We start from the raw sequence: 16347 nt of genomic DNA on the forward strand, positions 1-16347 counted from the left end.
TGTCAAAGGCCGAAGGGCGTGGCGTCGCGGCCGCGCAGGACGATGTCGAATTCATAGCCCAGCATCTGGTCGCCGACCGTCTCGGGAAGGCTGAAGCGCGACACCAGGCGCTCGCGCGCGGCCAGGTCGGGGATGCTCTGGTAGATCGGGTCGAACGCGAACAGCGGGTCGCCCGGGAAGTACATCTGGGTCACCAGGCGCTGCGCATACGCGTTCCCGAACAGCGAGAAGTGGATGTGGGCCGGACGCCAGGCCTTGTCGTGGTTGCCCCAGGGGTAGGCGCCCGGCTTGATGGTGACGAAGCGATAGCGGCCGTCGTCGTCGGTCAGCATCTTGCCCCAGCCATTGAAGTTGGGGTCGAGCGGCGCATTGTGCTGGTCGCGCGTGTGGCGGTAGCGGCCCGAGGCATTGGCCTGCCACACCTCGAGCAGCGAGTTGCGCACCGGCTTGCCGTCCTGGTCCAGCACGCGGCCGGTGACCACGATCTTCTCGCCCAGTGGAGCGCCGGCGCCCTGGGCGGTCAGGTCGGCGTCGAACGGCAGCAGCAGCGAGCGGGGCGCCGCCAGGTTGGTCTTGAGCGACGCCGGCGCGTGGATCGCGACCGGGGGCAGGGTGGGACCGCGTTTCACGGTCGATTTATAGGCGGGGTAGATGAGGCCGGGGTGGCTGCCCGGCGCGAGCGCATCGAATTGCACGGTGATCTCCTGTGGACGTCGACGGCGCGGCCGCCTGCTTGGGGTCAGTCCATGGTAGGCAGCAGCGCTGCGCTTGAGAAGCTGGCAAATGCACGCCGGTTGCGCAGAGCGCCCAAAGTGTGCGTTAATCGCACAAATCGGGGGTTATTTATGGAGCAAGACGATTTACTGGAGGCCGCAGCGCCGCAGGCGCGCGACCTGATCGCGGGACTGGAGAAGGGCTTGCAGGTGATCGAGGCCTTCGACCAGGAGCGCTCGCGCCTGAGCATCAGCGAGGTGGCGGCGCGCACCGGCCTGACGCGGGCGGCGGCGCGCCGCTACCTGATCACCCTGGTCCACCTGGGCTATGCGCGCCAGCACGACAAGGTGTTCTGGCTCACGCCCAAGGTGCTGCGCCTGGGCCAGAGCTACCTGCATTCGGCGCGCCTGCCGCGCATCGTCCAGCCGCTGCTGTACCGGCTCGCCTATTCGCTGGGCGAGGCGGCGTCGTGCGGGGTGCTGGAAGGGGACGACCTGGTGTGCGTGGCGGCGGTCAGCGCCGGCAAGCTGGTGTCGAGCACCCTGCAACCAGGAACCCGCGTGCCGGCCTGGTGCACCGCCAACGGCCGTGCGCTGCTGTCTGGCCTCGCGCCCGAGCAGGCAGCCGCCTGCCTGGCGCGCGCCGCCCCCGAAGCGTTCACCGAGTATACGATCGTCGACCACGAGCGCCTGCTGCACGAGGTCGCGCGCACCCGCGCCCAGGGTTACGCTGTGGTGGACCAGGAGCTGGAACTGGGTTTGCGCACGCTGGCGGTCCCGATCCGCAATTTCAGGGGAGAGACCGTGGCGGCGATGAACGTCAGCCTGCACGCGGCCCGCATTCCGGCCGGCGAGATCGTCGAGCGCTGCCTGCCGGCCCTGCTCAAGGCGCAGGTCGAGCTGGCGGCGCTGCTGTAGACGGCCAGGACTCTACCCGGCCATTACTCGGCCATTAGTCGACCAGGTAAGCCGCCAGTTCTTCCGCCGTCCCCAGCGGGAAGGCCTCCTTCAGGTAGGCGAGGAAGGCCGACACGCGCGCGCTGAGCAGGCGGCGCGACGGATACAGCGCCCATAGCGCGGTTTCCGGTCCGTCGATGTCGCCCCAGCCGACCAGCGTCCCGGCGGCCAGGTCGCGGCTTACCAGCGAATAGGGCAGCTGGGCGGCGCCGACGCCGAGCCGCACCGCATCGCGCACCATGAACAGCGATGCCAGGGCCAGCACCGGCTCGACATCGATGGTCGCCGCGCCGGCCGGCGTGACGAGATGCCAGGCGAGGCGTTCGCGGCGCGCGCCGCGTACGAAGCCGGGAACGATATCGTCGGCGCCGGGCCGCGCGAGGCCAGGCGGCGCGACGACCACCAGCCGGTCGCGCAAGAAGATGCGCCCGACGAGGCTCGCGTCCGGCGCCGGATTGACGCGGATGACCAGGTCATAGCCTTCCTCGACCATGTCGACCGGCCGGTCCTCGGTCGTCACCTCGAGCCTGACCTCGGGATACTTCAGCGCAAAGCCCGCGGCCAGCTTCCCCATCGCGGCCTGCGAGAACAGCAGCGGCGCGCTGATGCGCAGCCGGCCCCGGGGCCGGGCGCCGCCCTGGGCGATCGCCCCGGCGGTCTCGTCGATCTCGTTCAGCAGGACGCTGGTGCGCTCGTGCAGCGCAGGCGGAACAAGCGTGGATGGACAGCGACAATGGCTACAAGACGGCCTTGCTGTCGACCCTGGAGCGCACCCGGGATCTGGTCGCGCAAGGCAAGCTGTAACGTCAAGCACGCGTGGACCTGGCCGCCGCCGATAGCGGCCGCTGGCCGCGATCACGCGCCCGCGTAAGGATATTTTCGCCGCAGCATCAGCAACCGCCGGCGCGCGGCACGGGTAGGGGCCGACGTCGCGTCGGTTTCGAGCTTGCCGACGGTCGGCTCGGCCTGGCCGGCCAGGCGCTCGCCGGCCGGCGCGCACTGCGATAGACTGGCGGCTGTCACCTTTTACACAAGGGCAGCCATGGAACACGACGCCGGCAAGCCGCCGGGCCCACTCGAGGGCGTGACCGTCCTCGACCTCACCACGATGCTGGCCGGGCCTTATGCGACGCTGCTGCTGGCAGGGCTCGGCGCGCGGGTCATCAAGATCGAGAACCCGAACAATCCCGACGCGGCGCGCGGCAACTCGCTGTTCCTGGGGCGCGACGGCGTCAAGGCCGCGCCGCAGCACGACGACGACCTGTCGCTCGCCAGCCTCGATCGCGGGCGCAACAAGCAAGCCGTCACCCTCAACCTGAAGCACCCGGATGCCCACGCCATCTTCATGGACCTGGTGCGCCGCGCCGACGTGGTCGTCGAGAACTTCAGCCCGGGCGTGACCGGGCGCCTGGGCATCGACTACGCCAGTTGCCGCGCGGTCAACCCGGCCATCGTCTACACCTCGATCAGCGGCTTCGGCCCCGATGCCGATCCGGCCCGCAACAAGGCGGTGGACATCGTGATCCAGGCGATGAGTGGCCTGATGCTGGCGTCCGGCGCCGATGGCGAGCCGCCGGTACGGGTAGGCATTCCCATCGGCGACCAGGCCGCGCCGCTGTTCGCCACCATCGGCACCCTGGCCGCCGTGCTGCGCGCCCGCGCCACGGGGCAGGGCCAGCAGGTCGACGTGTCGCTGCTGGGGGCGATGAGCGCGCTGGTGGCGGCCGAGCCGTTCGAGATGGAGCGCAGACTGGGACATGCCACCCGCTCCGGCAATGTGCTGGCGCGCCTGGCGCCATCCGGCGTGTTCCCGACCGCCGACGGCCATATCGCGATCAGCGCGCCGAAGGATGCCTTTGCCGCGGGCCTGTTTCGCGCCATGGGCAGGCCGGAACTGATCGAGGATGCGCGCTTCGGCAGCCGCGCGGCACGGGTGCGCAACCACGCCGTCCTGCACGAGATGGTGGCCGCGTGGACCCGCGGCATGGACGCGGAAGCGGCGGCCGCCTTGCTGAACGGCTGCGGGGTGCCCAACGGCCCGGTGCGCGATCCGGCCGAGGCGGTGCGCGATCCCGGCCTGCTGGCGCGCGGCGAGACCGCGCGCCTCGAACATCCGGTATATGGCGCGGTCGAAGACGTCGTGGCCGGCGGCCTGCCGATCCGCATGTCGGACGCGTTCACCGGCTTCGACAAGCCGGGTCTCGCGCTCGGGGCCAGCAATGGCGACGTCTATCGCGGGCTGCTCGGCTTCAGCCAGGAGGAACTCGACCGGCTCGTACGCAGCGGGGTTATCTGAGTCGTTGGCCTGGCTTCCTGAAACAGAGGCATCCGCCGCCGCGCCGCTAGGCAAACCGGCAGGCCACCAGCGCGGCACGAGAAGTCGCCGCACAGGCCTGCCACCTGGAAGACGCCAGGTGCGCGGCGCGCGACGGCGTCGCGACTTGACGTCGCTTCGGCCCTGGTTCTGCCTGGATGCCGGCACGATCGCGTACAATGCCCCTTCCTTCACTACAAAACTCTCCAATGGAATGGCTACTTGACCCGAATATATGGGTCGGCTTGCTCACTCTTGTCGTGCTCGAAATCGTCCTGGGCATCGATAACCTGATTTTCATCGCCATCCTGGCGGACAAACTCCCCCCGCACCAGCGCGACAAGGCACGACTCCTTGGCCTGTCCCTCGCCATGATCATGCGCCTTGGCCTGCTCACGATGATCTCGTGGCTGGTCACGCTCACCGCGCCGCTGTTTTCCATTGGTACGCTGGACTTCTCTGGCCGCGACCTGATCCTTCTGCTCGGCGGTATCTTCCTGCTTGCCAAGGCGACCATGGAACTGCACGAGCGCGTCGAAGGCAAGTCGCACGTCCAGACCGGGAAGCGCGAGTACGCGAGCTTCGCCGCCGTGGTGGCGCAGATCATCGTGCTCGACGCCGTGTTCTCGCTCGACGCCGTGATCACGGCGGTCGGCATGGTCGAGCAGCTGGGCGTCATGATGGCCGCCGTCATCATCTCGATGGGTGTCATGCTGTTCGCATCGAAGCCGCTGACGCGCTTCGTCAATGCCCATCCGACCGTCGTCGTGCTGTGCCTGTCCTTCCTCCTGATGATCGGCCTGTCGCTGATCGCCGAAGGACTGGGCTTCCACATTCCGAAGGGTTACCTGTACGCCGCGATCGGCTTCTCGGTCGTGATCGAGTTCTTCAACCAGCTGGCGCGCCGCAACTTCGTGAAGCAGGAAGCGCACATCCCGCTGCGCGACCGCACCGCCGATGCCGTGCTGCGCCTGCTGGGCAGCAAGCGCGGCGCCGACCACCACGACGAACCGGAAACCGTGGCGCAGGCCGCCGAGGAACCGGCCTTCGAGGCCGAGGAACGCAATATGGTCAGCGGCGTATTGAGCCTGTCGCAGCGCTCGGTGCGCTCGATCATGACCAACCGCTCGGAAATCTCGTGGATCAATATCGAAGATGACGCCGACACGATCCGCGCCCAGCTGCTGGCCACGCCGCACGGCTTCTTCCCAGTGTGCCGCGGCCAGCTCGACGAAGTGATCGGCGTGGCGCGCGCCAAGGACCTGATCGCCGACCTGACCCAGTCCGGCGCGATCGACGCGGCCCATATCCGCACGCCGATCATCATGCCCGACGCCAGCGGCGTGCTGAAGGTGATGGACCGCCTCAAGCGCTCGCACGGCCAGCTGGTGATCATCGCCGACGAATACGGCACCCTGCAGGGCCTGGTGACGCCGATCGACATCCTGGAAGCAATCGCCGGCGAATTCCCCGACGAGGACGAGCAGCCGGTGGTGCAGGCACTGGCCCCCGGCCGCTGGCGCGTCGACGGCACCGCCGACCTGCACTATCTGGAGCAGGTGCTCGAGGTCGACGCCCTGGTGGGCGACACCGACGACTACACCTCGCTGGCCGGCCTGATGCTCGAACGCTTCGGCAACCTGCCGAAAGTGGGCGACGCGGTCGAGATCGAAGGTTTCAGGTTCGAGGTGGCGCAGGTGCTGGAGCGCCGCATCGCGACCGTGATCGCCACCCGCATCGACGACGAATTCGCGCGGCCGCCCGAGAAAGGCTGATCCGAGCGAGCCCTTGACTGGAGAATGACATGCAGCAGCTGGAACGTGGCGCGCGCCTGGCCCTGGCGCAGATGGCTCCCGACGGCGTCCTGCAGGCCGGCCTGTCGGCCCGCGGACTGGCGCTGGACTTTGCCTGCTTCGCCCTCGACGCCGGCGGCAAGCTGGCCGACGAGCGCTACATGACCTTCTTCAACCAGCCGTCCACGCCTTGTGGCGGCGTGGCGCTGGGCAGCGTAGGGCCGGACGCCGAAGGCTTCCAATTCCGGCTCGCCAGCCTGCCGGCCTGGGTCGATCGCGTCAGCATCGTGGCCAGCACCGACGGCAATGCGCTCATGTCGCAGTTGCAGGCCGGCAGCCTGCGCCTCGTCGGTCCACAGGGCGAATTCGCGCGCGTCGACTTCAGCGGCCGCGATTTCGCCGGCGAGAAGGCGCTCATGCTGGGCGAACTGTATCGCAGGGATGGCGGGTGGCGCTTCATGGCGGTCGGCCAGGGATTCAACGGCGGCCTGGACGCGCTGGTGCGGCACTTCGGCGGCGCGGTCGCCGATGCGCCGCCGCCGTCACCTTCGTCACCTTCGTCAGCTGCACAGGCAGTCGCGCCGCGCGCCGCCGCGGTCGACCTGGAAAAGCGCGTCGCCCAGGCCGCCCCGCAGCTGGTCAGCCTGGTCAAGTCGGCGGCGGTGTCGCTGGAAAAAGCCGGCCTGGGGCAGCATCGCGCCAAGGTCTGCCTGGTGCTGGACATCTCGGGCTCGATGAGCACCTTGTACCGCAAGGGCCTGGTGCAGCAGTTCGCCGAGCGCATCCTGGCGCTGGGTTGCCGCTTCGACGACGACGGCGAGATCGACGTCTTCCTGTTCGGCCGCAATGTGCACCGGGGCGACCCGATGGGGCTCACCAACTGGTCGAACTACATCAGGCAGATCATCGACAAGCATCCGCTCGAAGGCGACACCCGCTACGGCGCCGCGATCGAGGCGGTGCGCCGGCATTACTTCCCGGACGGCTTGGGCGGCGAGCGCAAGGCCGCGGTCAAGGCCCCGGTACCGGTGTATGTGATGTTCGTGACCGACGGCTCGACCTCGGACAAGCCACTGACCGAGCGCCAGTTGCGCTGGGCCAGCCGCGAACCGATCTTCTGGCAGTTCATGGGCATCGGCAAGGGCCGCAAGTCCGGATCGAAGGCACTGGCCAACTTCGCCGATTCGGATTTCCCGTTCCTGGAAAAGCTGGACGCACTCGATGGCCGCATGATCGACAATGCCGACTTCTTCTCGGTGGCTTCGCCCGACGAGCATGCCGATGGCGCGCTGTACGACCTGCTGATGAACGAATACCCGCAATGGGTAAAGGAAGCCCACCGGCGCGGCATGATCGGCTGACACCGACGGCGATCATGGTGTTAATAGAAGGGTAAAAGCCTTTCTATTCCTGCATTGGCCGTCGGCCGGCCCACGTTATTCTTTCCGTATCGTCAAGACGTCAAGACGTCCGTATCGTCGCATACACCAGGAGAAACACCGTGTTCGAAGGCTTCATCCAGCTCAGCCCAACAGGCATCGCACTGACCATGGCAGGGTCGTACATCATGACCGTCTTCGCCAGCGAACTGTATCTGCACCGTTCGCGCAGCCATCGCGCCGTGACCTTCCATCCGATCCTGTGCCAGTTATTCCGCATGTGGATCTGGCTCACCACCTATGGCGTCACCGCCAAGACCTGGGTCGCGGTGCACCGCAAGCACCACGCGAAATGCGATACCGAGGACGATCCGCACAGCCCGCGCATCCATGGCCTGTGGACCATCCTGGGCAAGGGTACGCTCCTGTACCGCAAGGCGGCGCGCGACGCCGACCTGGTGAAGGCCTATGGGGTCGGCATCAAGGAAGACTGGATGGACGAGCACCTGTACACCAGGCACCGGTTCCGCGGCGCCTTGTTCTTCCTGGCCGTCGAACTGCTGGTGTTCGGCCCGGCCGCAGGCTTCATGATCTGGCTGTTCCAGCTGTCGATCCTGCCGTTCTGGGCGTCGGGCTTCATCAACGGCATCTTCCACGTGGTCGGCTACCGCAACTTCCAGACCAAGGAAGACTCGCGCAACTTCTTCCCGATCGGGATCATCTTCGGCGGCGCCGAGTTGCACAACAATCACCACGCCAACCCGGCCTCGGCCAAGCTGTCGATGAAATGGTGGGAATTCGATTCGGGCTACCTGGTGCTGCGCGTGCTGTCCGTCCTGCGCCTGGCCAAGATCAACCGCGTCGACCGCCTGCCGAGCGGCGAGCAGCCGCAGCCCGGCCGCCACGTGGCGGGCGCCGCCGGCCAATAAGCGTCCGTGAGGCCGGCGTCATGACACGCCGGCCACTTCCGTGCGCGGCGCGCCCACGGTCGAATCGTGGCGCGCCGTGCGCAGTTTGCGTCCCAGCCGGCGCCAGCCGATCACCACTCCGGTCACGCTGAGCAGGGTGCCGCCCAGGCTCAACGCGATCAGCACCAGGTCCCATAGCGGACGCCGTTCGATGAGCGGCAGCCAATCCCACGAATGCAGCATGGCGAACAGCCAGCGGCTGGTGCGCTTGCCGCTGTCCAGGCGGCCGAGCACTGCGCCGGTGTGCGGGTCGAGATGGATCCAGGTCGCATGCGGATCGTCGAACACGATGCGCAGGATCGGCAGCGGCTTCGCGCCGCCACCCGTCATCGTGTGGGCGTCGCGCGCGTAGTAATACAGGTCGTAGCCGGTCAGCTGCTCGACCCGGGCGACCGGCGCCGGCAGCAGCCGCGCGGCCGCCGTGCGCAGCGCCGCCGCATCGAGATCGACCTGGCTGCCGTCGCGGCTGGCCAGCACCCGGGGCGAACCGCCGGCCGCCTGGGCCAGCACCCGGTTTTCTCCCAGCACGCGGGTCCAGCGCAGCTCGCGCACGCCGCCGCCAGCCGCCGCCAGCAGGGCCTGCGGCGCGGCGTCGCCGGCGCCAAGCACCAGCGGCCCGCCCTGCAGGGCTTGCATGTCCAGCTTCGGCGCGCCGGTGTCGAAGATGCGCCAGGGGTTCATCGACATCAGGCCGCTGAAGATCCAGGTGATCGTCACCAGCGCGAACAGCATGCCGGTGATGTGGTGCCAGCGCATCATGGCGCCGGGATAGGGAGTGCGCGCGCCGCTGCGATAGGGCCTGCGAAAGCGCCAGCGCAGGATGCCGGCCACGGTTCCGGTGAGCGCCATCGCGATGCCGAGGATCGACAGCCAATTGACGATGTCGGTCCAGTAGGGCTCGAAGGCATTGCCGCGCAACGGATACAGCCAGTGGATCCAGGCGCCCGCATAATTCCACAGCTGCTCGCTGCGCGTGGCGTCGCGCACCACTTCGCCGCTGCGGCCCGAGATATAGAGCAGGGTGCGTTCGGCGTCGCCCAGCCCGACCTTGTGCAGCGGACGGTGCGGGTCGAGCGCGCGCGAGTGGGTGAACGCGTCCTCGTCGATCGTGCCAAGGTAGTCGAGTTTCGTGCCCGGCCCGGCATAGGCCGCCGCGCTGGCCAGCGCATGGACTTCGTCCACCGCCTGCAGGCGCTGTCCGCTCACGGCGTCGATCACCACCGCGCCGCTGCCCTTGGGGGGCGGCTTGCGGCCAGCCGGAACGTCGCCGCGCGCCGGCGTCGCCACATACACCACCTGGCCGCCGCTGGACGCGGCCAGGCGCAACTCGTCGAGCGGGCCGGCGATGCCGGCCGCCGCCAGCGCCTGGGCCGGGGCCAGTAGTTGTCCCGAAATCGGCGCGCCCGCATCCAGGCGCGGCAGGTGCTGCAGCCGCTCTTGTTCGGTCAGCTTCGGATAGCCGACGTACATCATGACCATGCCCGAGACGAACCACATCGCGAACAGCAGGCAGACGCCGATGCCGAGCCAGCGGTGGACCAGGAACAGCCAGCGTTTCAGTCGTGCTCCCATCGTCTGCTCCCGTCAGAAGGCCATGCGCAGCGCCACGTCCGCCGTGCGCGGCGCGCCGAGATAGGCCATCGTGTTGGTGACATTGGCCGCGTACAGCCGGTCGGTAAGGTTGCGCACGCGCGCTTCCAGCGTCATCGTCCGGCTGACCTGCCAGCTCAGGCCCAGGTCGACGAAGGTATACGCCGGCCAGTACAGGGTGTTGGCGGCGTCGGCGTACACCTTGCCGACGCGCCGTGCGCCGACGTGGGCGTGCACGGACGGGGTGACGGCATACGACGCCCACACATTGGCCACCGTCGACGGCGTGTTGGCCGGCGTCTTCCCGGCCAGCGAGACGCCGCCCTGGCGGTAGTTCTCGTACTGGGCATCGACATAGGTGAAGTTGCCCTGCACGGACAGGCGCCTCGTCGGTTGCAGGCCCAGCGCCAGTTCGACGCCCTGCGACGACTGTTCGCCGACCAGGATGGTCAGCAGGCTGTTATCCGGATCCTGGGTCGCGATGTTCTTGCGCGTGATGTGGTAGGCGGCCACGGTTGCCGAACCCTTGCCCTGCCAGAAGTCGACCTTGGCGCCGACCTCGGCCTGGCGGCCGGTGGTCAGTTCGCTGTTATTGCTCACGTCGGCGAACGAGGCGGTGGACAGCACGCCCGATGGCGGGTCGGCGGCGGTCGCGTACTGGGCGTAGAGGTTCATGCCGGGCGCGACGTCCCACACCAGGCCCAGGCGTCCGGTAGTGGGGTTGTAGCTGCGCGAGAAGGTCGCGGGCGCGGCGGGGGTGATGTCGCGCCGGTTGACCAGGTCGAGTTCGATCCGCTCGTGGCGCAGGGCGGTAACCAGGTTCAGCGCCGGCAGCAGCGCGGTGCGGTTCTCGACGTAGAGCGCCGTGGTCTTGACCTCGTTGTCGCGGTCGGGACGGTAGAGCGGCGTGATGCCGGGCACGTCGAAGAAGCGCTCGGTGACGAACCGGTAGGGGTCAACGCTGCCCACCACGGCCGACTGGCTGTTCGGGTAGCGGGTCTGGCGGTTGATGCTGAAGTCCAGCCCGAACGCCCAATCGCTGCGCAGCGTGCCGATCCGGCCCCGGTAGGTGCCGTCGATGCGGTCGCCCACCAGCGTCTGGTCGTGGCGCTGGAGCAGGGCGCTCGAACGGATGACTTGCGTGTTGGATGGATTGAAGCGGTAGCTCTCGACGTTGCGATAGTCGCGCAGCGCGTCGTAGACATAGAAGGTGTTGGTCAGCTGCAGGGCGTCGCTCACCTTCCACGCGCCGATCGAGCGCAGCCACTGCACGCGCTGGTCGTAGACGCCGTCGGCGCTATTGTAGTTCTTGAAGCGGGTGGCTTCGTCGATGCGCAGCTTGCCCATGGTCGGGCTCGAGAGCGGATTCAGGAGCGGCGTGCCCCAGTAGGGCCGGTCGACGTCTTCCTGCTGGAACTCATAGGCCAGCGTATGCGTGAAGCCGCGTCCGAAGTCGGACCGCAGCGACGCCGCCAACTGGGTCGAGCGGCTGTCGACGCCGTCGACCCAGCTGCCCGTGTCGCGGTGGTTGACGTCGATGCGCGCGTAGTGGCCGTCGCCCACGCGGCGGTTCAGGCCGACCGACGCTTCCTTCAGGTCGTCGGCGCCCAGGCGCAGCCGGCCTTCGGAAAAGTCGCGCGTGGTGGCCAGCTTGGTGAGGTAGTTGATCGAGCCGCCGACGGCGCCGGAGCCGAACAGGAAGCTCGACGGGCCGCCGATCGCTTCGACGCGGTCGATGATCCAGCTGTCGACCGGCCGCGCGGCGATCGAATACTGCACATTGATGCCGTTGAACAGCTGGCTCACCGAGCCGCTGCCGAAGCCGCGGTAGCTGACGCCGATATTGCCGGGGGCGTTATGGGCGGTGACGCCAGGGATGCCGCGCAGGATCTCCTGCGTGTCCTGGGCCCCGCGCACCTCGATCAGGCCGCGGTCGACCACGGTAATGCTGGCCGGCGTTTCGCGGGCGGTGAGGCCGAGGCGGCTGCCGGTGTCAGTCGGCGTATCGAGCTTGAGCAGGCCGTTGGCGTGCGGCGCGGCGGCCGTGACTTCGACGGTGGGAATGGCCTGCGACAGGTTGTCGGCCTTGGCCGGGGCCTGCCAGGCAGCCACGGCGCAACCGATGGCGAGTGCCAGCTTGCGCGGCTCTACGTGTAAGCGTGTCTTCATTGCGAATCCTGTTTGCGCGACGCTGATGCTGCGTCGCGGCGCGTATCAATGCGGGTCTACCTGCGACGCACGGGATGCATCACAGGACATCGTATTTTTTAGGGACGAATCAGGAAAGCGAAGATGGTGGCCCGCGCGACTGCGTGGGCGTCCAGGCGTGCTGCGGGCGCGGAGCGCGGTAGAACAGGAGAGGGTAGCGATCGCGCTCGTGATCGAGCGCCAGCACCAGCGTTGCCTGCACTGGCGGCGCCAATGGCGCGTGGTGGTGCGAGCAGCACAGCTCGCAGTGCGACATGTCGGGCACCGCCGGCGTATCGCTGTGCGGGGCGGCGTCGATCACCATCACATGGCGGGTGCCGCTGGCGCTGCAGATCTCGGTGATCCAGGCGGACGCCGGCTGTTGGCTGGCGTGGGCCACCGCATGGGAGATCGCAGGCGCGAACAGGCCGAACAGGAACGCCAGGAGGACGGTCCAGCCATACAGCGTTCGGGTTGTGCGGAGCCTGTGCATGTCAAAATTATAGTCTTGCTGGCGCGGCGGCGCGCACGGGTGGTCAATATGTCCAGGTGAAAGGCGGCGGGCCAGACGCTTGTGGTGGCGGACGGGCGCTGTTACCATTGCCGGCCAACCCCTCGGGAGCCGCGCGTGTAATACCTCATCGATGCCATTTCTTTGGTCTTCCCAGCCAGGCTGTGGAAGCGTTCAGGCATCCCTGGAGTCTTGCATATGACGAATCCTATTCTAGCGCTCGACGGCGTTTCGCTGTATCTGCCCGACGGCAGAGCCCTGTTTTCACACCTGCACCATCAATTCGACGGGCGCCGCACCGGGCTGGTGGGACGCAATGGCGTCGGCAAGTCGATGCTGGCGCGCCTGCTGGCCGGCGAGCTGGCGCCGAGCACGGGCCGCTGCCTGCGCAGCGGCCGCGTCGCGTATCTCGCGCAGCAGCCGGGCGGCGGCGAGGCGGCCTCGGTGGCCGAACTGGCCGGCGTCGAGGCGATCACGGACGCGCTGGCGTGCATCGGGGCCGGCAGCGTCGATCCGCGTGACTTCGATGCGGTGGGCGAGCACTGGGACATCGCCGCGCGCCTGCGCCAGGCGTGCCAGGCGCAGGGGCTGCCGCATATGTCGATCGATACGCCCGTGGCCGCGCTCAGCGGCGGCGAGGCGATGCGCGTGGCGCTGCTGGGCGCCACGCTGTTCGACCCCGATTTCCTGATCCTCGACGAGCCGAGCAACCACCTCGATGCCGCCGGCCGCGCGGCGCTGCTGCGCCAGTTGCAGGCCTGGCCCAAAGGCTTGCTGGTGATCAGCCACGACCGCGAACTGCTGGACGCCATGGAGCGTATCGTCGAGCTCTCCGGCGATGGCCTGCGCAGCTACGGCGGCAACTACACGTTCTACGAGGAAGCGCGGCGCCAGGAGCAGGAGGCGGCGCAGGGCGCGCTCGAGCATGCGCGCCAGGATCTGAAGCGCGATGAAGCAGCGCGGCGCGCCCAGCGCGAACGCCAGGACCGGCGCGAGGCGCGCGGCAACCGCAACGCGAAACAGGCCAACCAGGCCGCCATCCTGCTCGGCCGCGGCAAGGAGCGCAGCGAAGGCAGCGCCGGGCGCCTGCGCCGGCAGCACGAGGCCGCGCGCAGCGGGCAGGTCGAACGCGTGCGTGACGCCGTCCAAGGCCTCGCCGGCGATGCGGCCGTGCGCATCCATGCGGCGGCGGTCGAGGGCGCCGCCGGGCGCCGGGTGGCGCAACTGGAGGCGGTCGTGCTGCCGTGGGTGCCGCCGCCGCTGGGCCGCATCGACCTGATCCTGACGGGGCGCCAGCGCGTGGCCGTGGTCGGCCCGAACGGCAGCGGCAAGTCGACCCTGCTCAAGGTGCTGGCGGGGCGGCTCGACCCAGTCGCGGGCGAGCGCAGCCTGCCGTCGCAGGTCGCCTGGCTCGACCAGCAGCTGGGCAGCCTCGATCCGCGGCGCTCGACCCTCGCGCAGCTGCTGGAGGTGAACCGCAGCGCGGGACAGGACAGGCTGCGCACCTGGCTGGTCCAGCTGGGATTGGACGCGGGCACGGTCAACCAGCCAATCAGCACGCTGAGCGGCGGCGAGCGCCTGAAGGCGGCCCTGGCCTGCGCGCTGTACGCCGACACGCCGCCGGCGCTGCTGTTGCTGGACGAGCCGACCAACCACCTCGACCTGGCATCGCTGGCGGCACTGGAGGCGATGTTGAACGCCTATCACGGCGCGCTGGTGGTGGTGTCGCACGACCGCGTGTTCCTGGAGCGCATTGGGCTGACCCATCGCCTGTCTGCGCTGGACAGCGGCTGGCGCCTGGAAGCGTGCTGATTCGGCCGCGATTGTTATAATCCCGGGCTCGAACAGCACCTGAAGAACACCATGTCGCGCACCCTTGTGATTTCCCCGAACTGGATCGGCGACGCCGTGATGGCCCAGCCGCTGCTGCGCCGGCTCAAGGAGCGCGCGCCGGAGCGGCCGATCGACGTGCTGGCGCCGACCTGGGTGGCGCCGGTATGGCGCGCGATGGCGGAAGTCGACACCGTCGTCGAGTCGCCGTTCAAGCACGGTTCGCTGCAGTGGAAGGAGCGCAAGGCCTTCGCGAAGATACTCAAGGCGCGCGGCTATGCCGATTCCTATGTGCTGCCGAATACCCTGAAGTTCGCGCTGATCCCCTGGCTGGCCGGGATCCCGAAGCGGGTCGGCTACAAGGGCGAGATGCGCTATGGCCTGGTCAACGTGATGCACCACGACGACAAGGCCGCGCCGCGCCCGATGGCCCAGTTCTACCAGGCGCTGGCCGATGCGCCGGTGCGGCATTTGCCGCGTCCCAAGCGCCTGCCCGAGCCGGTGATGACGGTCGCCGCGGGCGAAGCCGAGGCCGCGATCGCGCGCTTGCAGCTGCCGCCGGGCGTCTTCGTGGCCTTCGCGCCCGGCGCCGAATTCGGCCCGGCCAAGCGCTGGCCGTCGACCTATTTCGCCGAACTGGCGCAGACCATCCTGGCCAATCGCCCGGACGCGCAAATCCTGCTACTGGGCTCTCCCAAGGACCGCGCGGTGTGCGACGAGATCACGGCCATCGTGCCGCAGGCGCACAACCTCGCCGGCGCGACTTCGCTCAGCGAAGCGATCGCGCTGATCGCGCGCGCCGCCGCCGTGGTCACCAACGACTCGGGCCTGATGCACATCGGCGCGGCGCTGGGGCGGCCGGTGGTGGCGATCTATGGTCCCACCGACCCGCGCCACACGCCGCCCCTGTCGCAACTGGCGCAAATCCTGTGGCTGCACATCGAATGCTCGCCCTGCCAGCAGCGCGAATGCCCGCTGGGGCACCAGAACTGCATGAAGCAGATTCTCCCGGACGCCGTGTGGCAGCCATTGCAACCCATGCTTGCCGGCGCCCGGGCGCCCGCATAACGATATTGAAGAGGACCCCATCATGATTCTGGTAACCGGCGCAGCAGGCTTCATCGGCGCGAACCTCGTGCACGCGCTGTCGCAGCGCGAGCCGTTCAGCGTCTTCGCCGTCGACAACATGTCGCGTCCCGAGAAGTTCCACAACATCGTCGACGCCGAGATCGCCGACTACGCGGACAAGGAAGACTTCCTGGTGCGCCTGAAGGCGGGAGAATTCGACAACAAGTTCACCGCCGTGCTGCACCAGGGCGCCTGCTCCAACACGATGGAGACGGACGGCCGCTACATGATGAAGAATAACTACGACTACACGGTCGCCCTGTTCGAATTCTGCCAGCGCCAGGGCATCCCCTTCATCTACGCCTCGTCGGCCGCCGTGTACGGCGCGGGCACCGTGTTCCGCGAGGAGCGTCCGCTCGAGCGTCCGCTGAATGTCTACGGCTATTCGAAATTCCTGTTCGACCAGTACCTGCGCCGCTACTGGCAGGCCAAGGGCCAGGACGCCGGCAGCCAGGTGGTCGGCCTGCGCTACTTCAATGTCTATGGTCCGCTCGAAGGGCACAAGGGCACGATGGCGTCGGTGCCGTTCCACCAGTACAACCAGTTCCTCAAGGACGGCAAGGTGCGGCTGTTCGGCGCCAACGAAGGCTACGAGGCCGGCACCCAGATGCGCGACTTCATCTATGTCGAAGACGTGGTCAAGGTCAACCTGTTCTTCCTGGACCATCCCGATAAACGCGGCATCTTCAACCTCGGCACCGGCCGCGCCCAGCCGTTCAACGACCTGGCGGTGGCCACGGTCAACGCCCTGGCCAACGAAGGCAAGCCGGCGCTGTCGCTGCAGCAGATCATCGACGCAGGGCTGCTGGAATACCTGCCCTTCCCCGACAAACTGAAGGGCAAGTACCAGAGCTTCACCCAGGCCGATATCGGGGCGCTGCGCGCGGTCGGCTACGACGCGCCGTTCACGGATGTCGCAACCGGCGTGGCGAAGTACATGGACTGGCTGCGCGCCCAGCCGGCGCGCTGACCCGCCG

General features: G+C 68.2%; 14 protein-coding genes. 8 read left to right on the top strand and 6 right to left on the bottom strand.

What is annotated here, in order from left to right; all coding sequences use genetic code 11:
• Nucleotides 1-2: 2 nt before the first annotated feature.
• A complete protein-coding gene (pcaH, locus tag AC56KW_RS00610) occupies nucleotides 3-695 on the bottom strand; it encodes a protocatechuate 3,4-dioxygenase subunit beta (protein ID WP_497168797.1) in 693 nt (230 codons plus the stop codon).
• Between the two features lie 150 nt (nucleotides 696-845).
• On the opposite strand from pcaH, the gene AC56KW_RS00615 reads away from it, so the two are divergent.
• Nucleotides 846-1631 carry an IclR family transcriptional regulator domain-containing protein gene (locus AC56KW_RS00615; protein ID WP_497168798.1) on the top strand — a complete coding sequence of 262 codons (786 nt, stop codon included), beginning with the start codon at nucleotides 846-848 and terminating at the stop codon, nucleotides 1629-1631.
• A 34-nt stretch (nucleotides 1632-1665) separates the two neighbouring features.
• Here AC56KW_RS00615 and AC56KW_RS00620 read toward each other — a convergent pair whose 3' ends face one another.
• Both AC56KW_RS00620 and AC56KW_RS00625 read right to left on the bottom strand, forming a co-directional pair.
• The gene (locus AC56KW_RS00620) at nucleotides 1666-2484 is read right to left on the bottom strand and encodes a substrate binding domain-containing protein (RefSeq protein ID WP_497168799.1); all 819 of its coding nucleotides are present in this window, start codon (nucleotides 2482-2484) and stop codon (nucleotides 1666-1668) included.
• Between the two features lie 41 nt (nucleotides 2485-2525).
• Nucleotides 2526-2693, bottom strand: coding sequence for a hypothetical protein (locus AC56KW_RS00625; protein WP_497168800.1), 168 nt, complete (start codon nucleotides 2691-2693; stop codon nucleotides 2526-2528).
• 19 nt (nucleotides 2694-2712) lie between these two features.
• Between AC56KW_RS00625 and AC56KW_RS00630 the strand changes: the two genes are divergently transcribed.
• From AC56KW_RS00630 to AC56KW_RS00645, 4 genes are all read left to right on the top strand, one after another.
• Complete coding sequence (locus AC56KW_RS00630) at nucleotides 2713-3966, top strand: CaiB/BaiF CoA transferase family protein (RefSeq protein ID WP_497168801.1); 1254 nt, start codon at nucleotides 2713-2715, stop codon at nucleotides 3964-3966.
• A 227-nt stretch (nucleotides 3967-4193) separates the two neighbouring features.
• Nucleotides 4194-5759, top strand: coding sequence for a TerC family protein (locus tag AC56KW_RS00635; RefSeq protein ID WP_497168802.1), 1566 nt, complete (start codon nucleotides 4194-4196; stop codon nucleotides 5757-5759).
• A gap of 29 nt (nucleotides 5760-5788) precedes the next feature.
• Complete coding sequence (locus AC56KW_RS00640; RefSeq protein ID WP_497168803.1) at nucleotides 5789-7138, top strand: VWA domain-containing protein; 1350 nt, start codon at nucleotides 5789-5791, stop codon at nucleotides 7136-7138.
• A gap of 140 nt (nucleotides 7139-7278) precedes the next feature.
• Nucleotides 7279-8085 carry a fatty acid desaturase gene (locus AC56KW_RS00645; protein ID WP_497168804.1) on the top strand — a complete coding sequence of 269 codons (807 nt, stop codon included), beginning with the start codon at nucleotides 7279-7281 and terminating at the stop codon, nucleotides 8083-8085.
• An 18-nt stretch (nucleotides 8086-8103) separates the two neighbouring features.
• Here the strand turns inward: AC56KW_RS00645 and AC56KW_RS00650 are convergent, their stop codons facing one another.
• The 3 genes from AC56KW_RS00650 to AC56KW_RS00660 all read right to left on the bottom strand — a co-directional run bounded on the left by AC56KW_RS00650 (nucleotide 8104) and on the right by AC56KW_RS00660 (nucleotide 12394).
• Entirely contained in the window at nucleotides 8104-9696 is a 1593-nt protein-coding gene (locus AC56KW_RS00650) for a PepSY domain-containing protein (protein ID WP_497168805.1), read from the bottom strand.
• 12 nt (nucleotides 9697-9708) lie between these two features.
• Nucleotides 9709-11883 (bottom strand): TonB-dependent receptor, encoded by a 2175-nt coding sequence (locus AC56KW_RS00655; RefSeq protein ID WP_497168806.1) that lies wholly within the window; start codon nucleotides 11881-11883, stop codon nucleotides 9709-9711.
• A gap of 109 nt (nucleotides 11884-11992) precedes the next feature.
• The gene (locus AC56KW_RS00660; protein WP_497168807.1) at nucleotides 11993-12394 is read right to left on the bottom strand and encodes a DUF2946 domain-containing protein; all 402 of its coding nucleotides are present in this window, start codon (nucleotides 12392-12394) and stop codon (nucleotides 11993-11995) included.
• 216 nt (nucleotides 12395-12610) lie between these two features.
• Here AC56KW_RS00660 and AC56KW_RS00665 point away from each other — a divergent pair, with 216 nt between their 5' ends.
• From AC56KW_RS00665 to rfaD, 3 genes are read left to right on the top strand one after another with little or no spacing between them, the layout of a single operon-like run.
• Nucleotides 12611-14224, top strand: coding sequence for an ABC-F family ATP-binding cassette domain-containing protein (locus tag AC56KW_RS00665; protein WP_497168808.1), 1614 nt, complete (start codon nucleotides 12611-12613; stop codon nucleotides 14222-14224).
• Between the two features lie 51 nt (nucleotides 14225-14275).
• The gene (waaF, locus tag AC56KW_RS00670) at nucleotides 14276-15310 is read left to right on the top strand and encodes a lipopolysaccharide heptosyltransferase II (RefSeq protein ID WP_497168809.1); all 1035 of its coding nucleotides are present in this window, start codon (nucleotides 14276-14278) and stop codon (nucleotides 15308-15310) included.
• A 19-nt stretch (nucleotides 15311-15329) separates the two neighbouring features.
• Nucleotides 15330-16340 carry an ADP-glyceromanno-heptose 6-epimerase gene (rfaD, locus tag AC56KW_RS00675; RefSeq protein ID WP_497169065.1) on the top strand — a complete coding sequence of 337 codons (1011 nt, stop codon included), beginning with the start codon at nucleotides 15330-15332 and terminating at the stop codon, nucleotides 16338-16340.
• Nucleotides 16341-16347 lie beyond the last annotated feature (7 nt).

The organism is Telluria sp. RT2P19 (genome assembly GCF_059685725.1).

What these genes read in the sequence shown, in the direction of transcription:
- AC56KW_RS00635 (WP_497168802.1), top strand. Translation starts at nt 4,194, where the DNA reads ATGGAATGGCTACTTGACCCGAATATATGGGTCGGCTTGCTCACTCTT.
- AC56KW_RS00655 (WP_497168806.1), bottom strand. Translation starts at nt 11,883, where the DNA reads ATGAAGACACGCTTACACGTAGAGCCGCGCAAGCTGGCACTCGCCATC.
- AC56KW_RS00640 (WP_497168803.1), top strand. Translation starts at nt 5,789, where the DNA reads ATGCAGCAGCTGGAACGTGGCGCGCGCCTGGCCCTGGCGCAGATGGCT.
- AC56KW_RS00650 (WP_497168805.1), bottom strand. Translation starts at nt 9,696, where the DNA reads ATGGGAGCACGACTGAAACGCTGGCTGTTCCTGGTCCACCGCTGGCTC.
- waaF (WP_497168809.1), top strand. Translation starts at nt 14,276, where the DNA reads ATGTCGCGCACCCTTGTGATTTCCCCGAACTGGATCGGCGACGCCGTG.
- AC56KW_RS00630 (WP_497168801.1), top strand. Translation starts at nt 2,713, where the DNA reads ATGGAACACGACGCCGGCAAGCCGCCGGGCCCACTCGAGGGCGTGACC.
- AC56KW_RS00615 (WP_497168798.1), top strand. Translation starts at nt 846, where the DNA reads ATGGAGCAAGACGATTTACTGGAGGCCGCAGCGCCGCAGGCGCGCGAC.
- AC56KW_RS00660 (WP_497168807.1), bottom strand. Translation starts at nt 12,394, where the DNA reads ATGCACAGGCTCCGCACAACCCGAACGCTGTATGGCTGGACCGTCCTC.
- AC56KW_RS00665 (WP_497168808.1), top strand. Translation starts at nt 12,611, where the DNA reads ATGACGAATCCTATTCTAGCGCTCGACGGCGTTTCGCTGTATCTGCCC.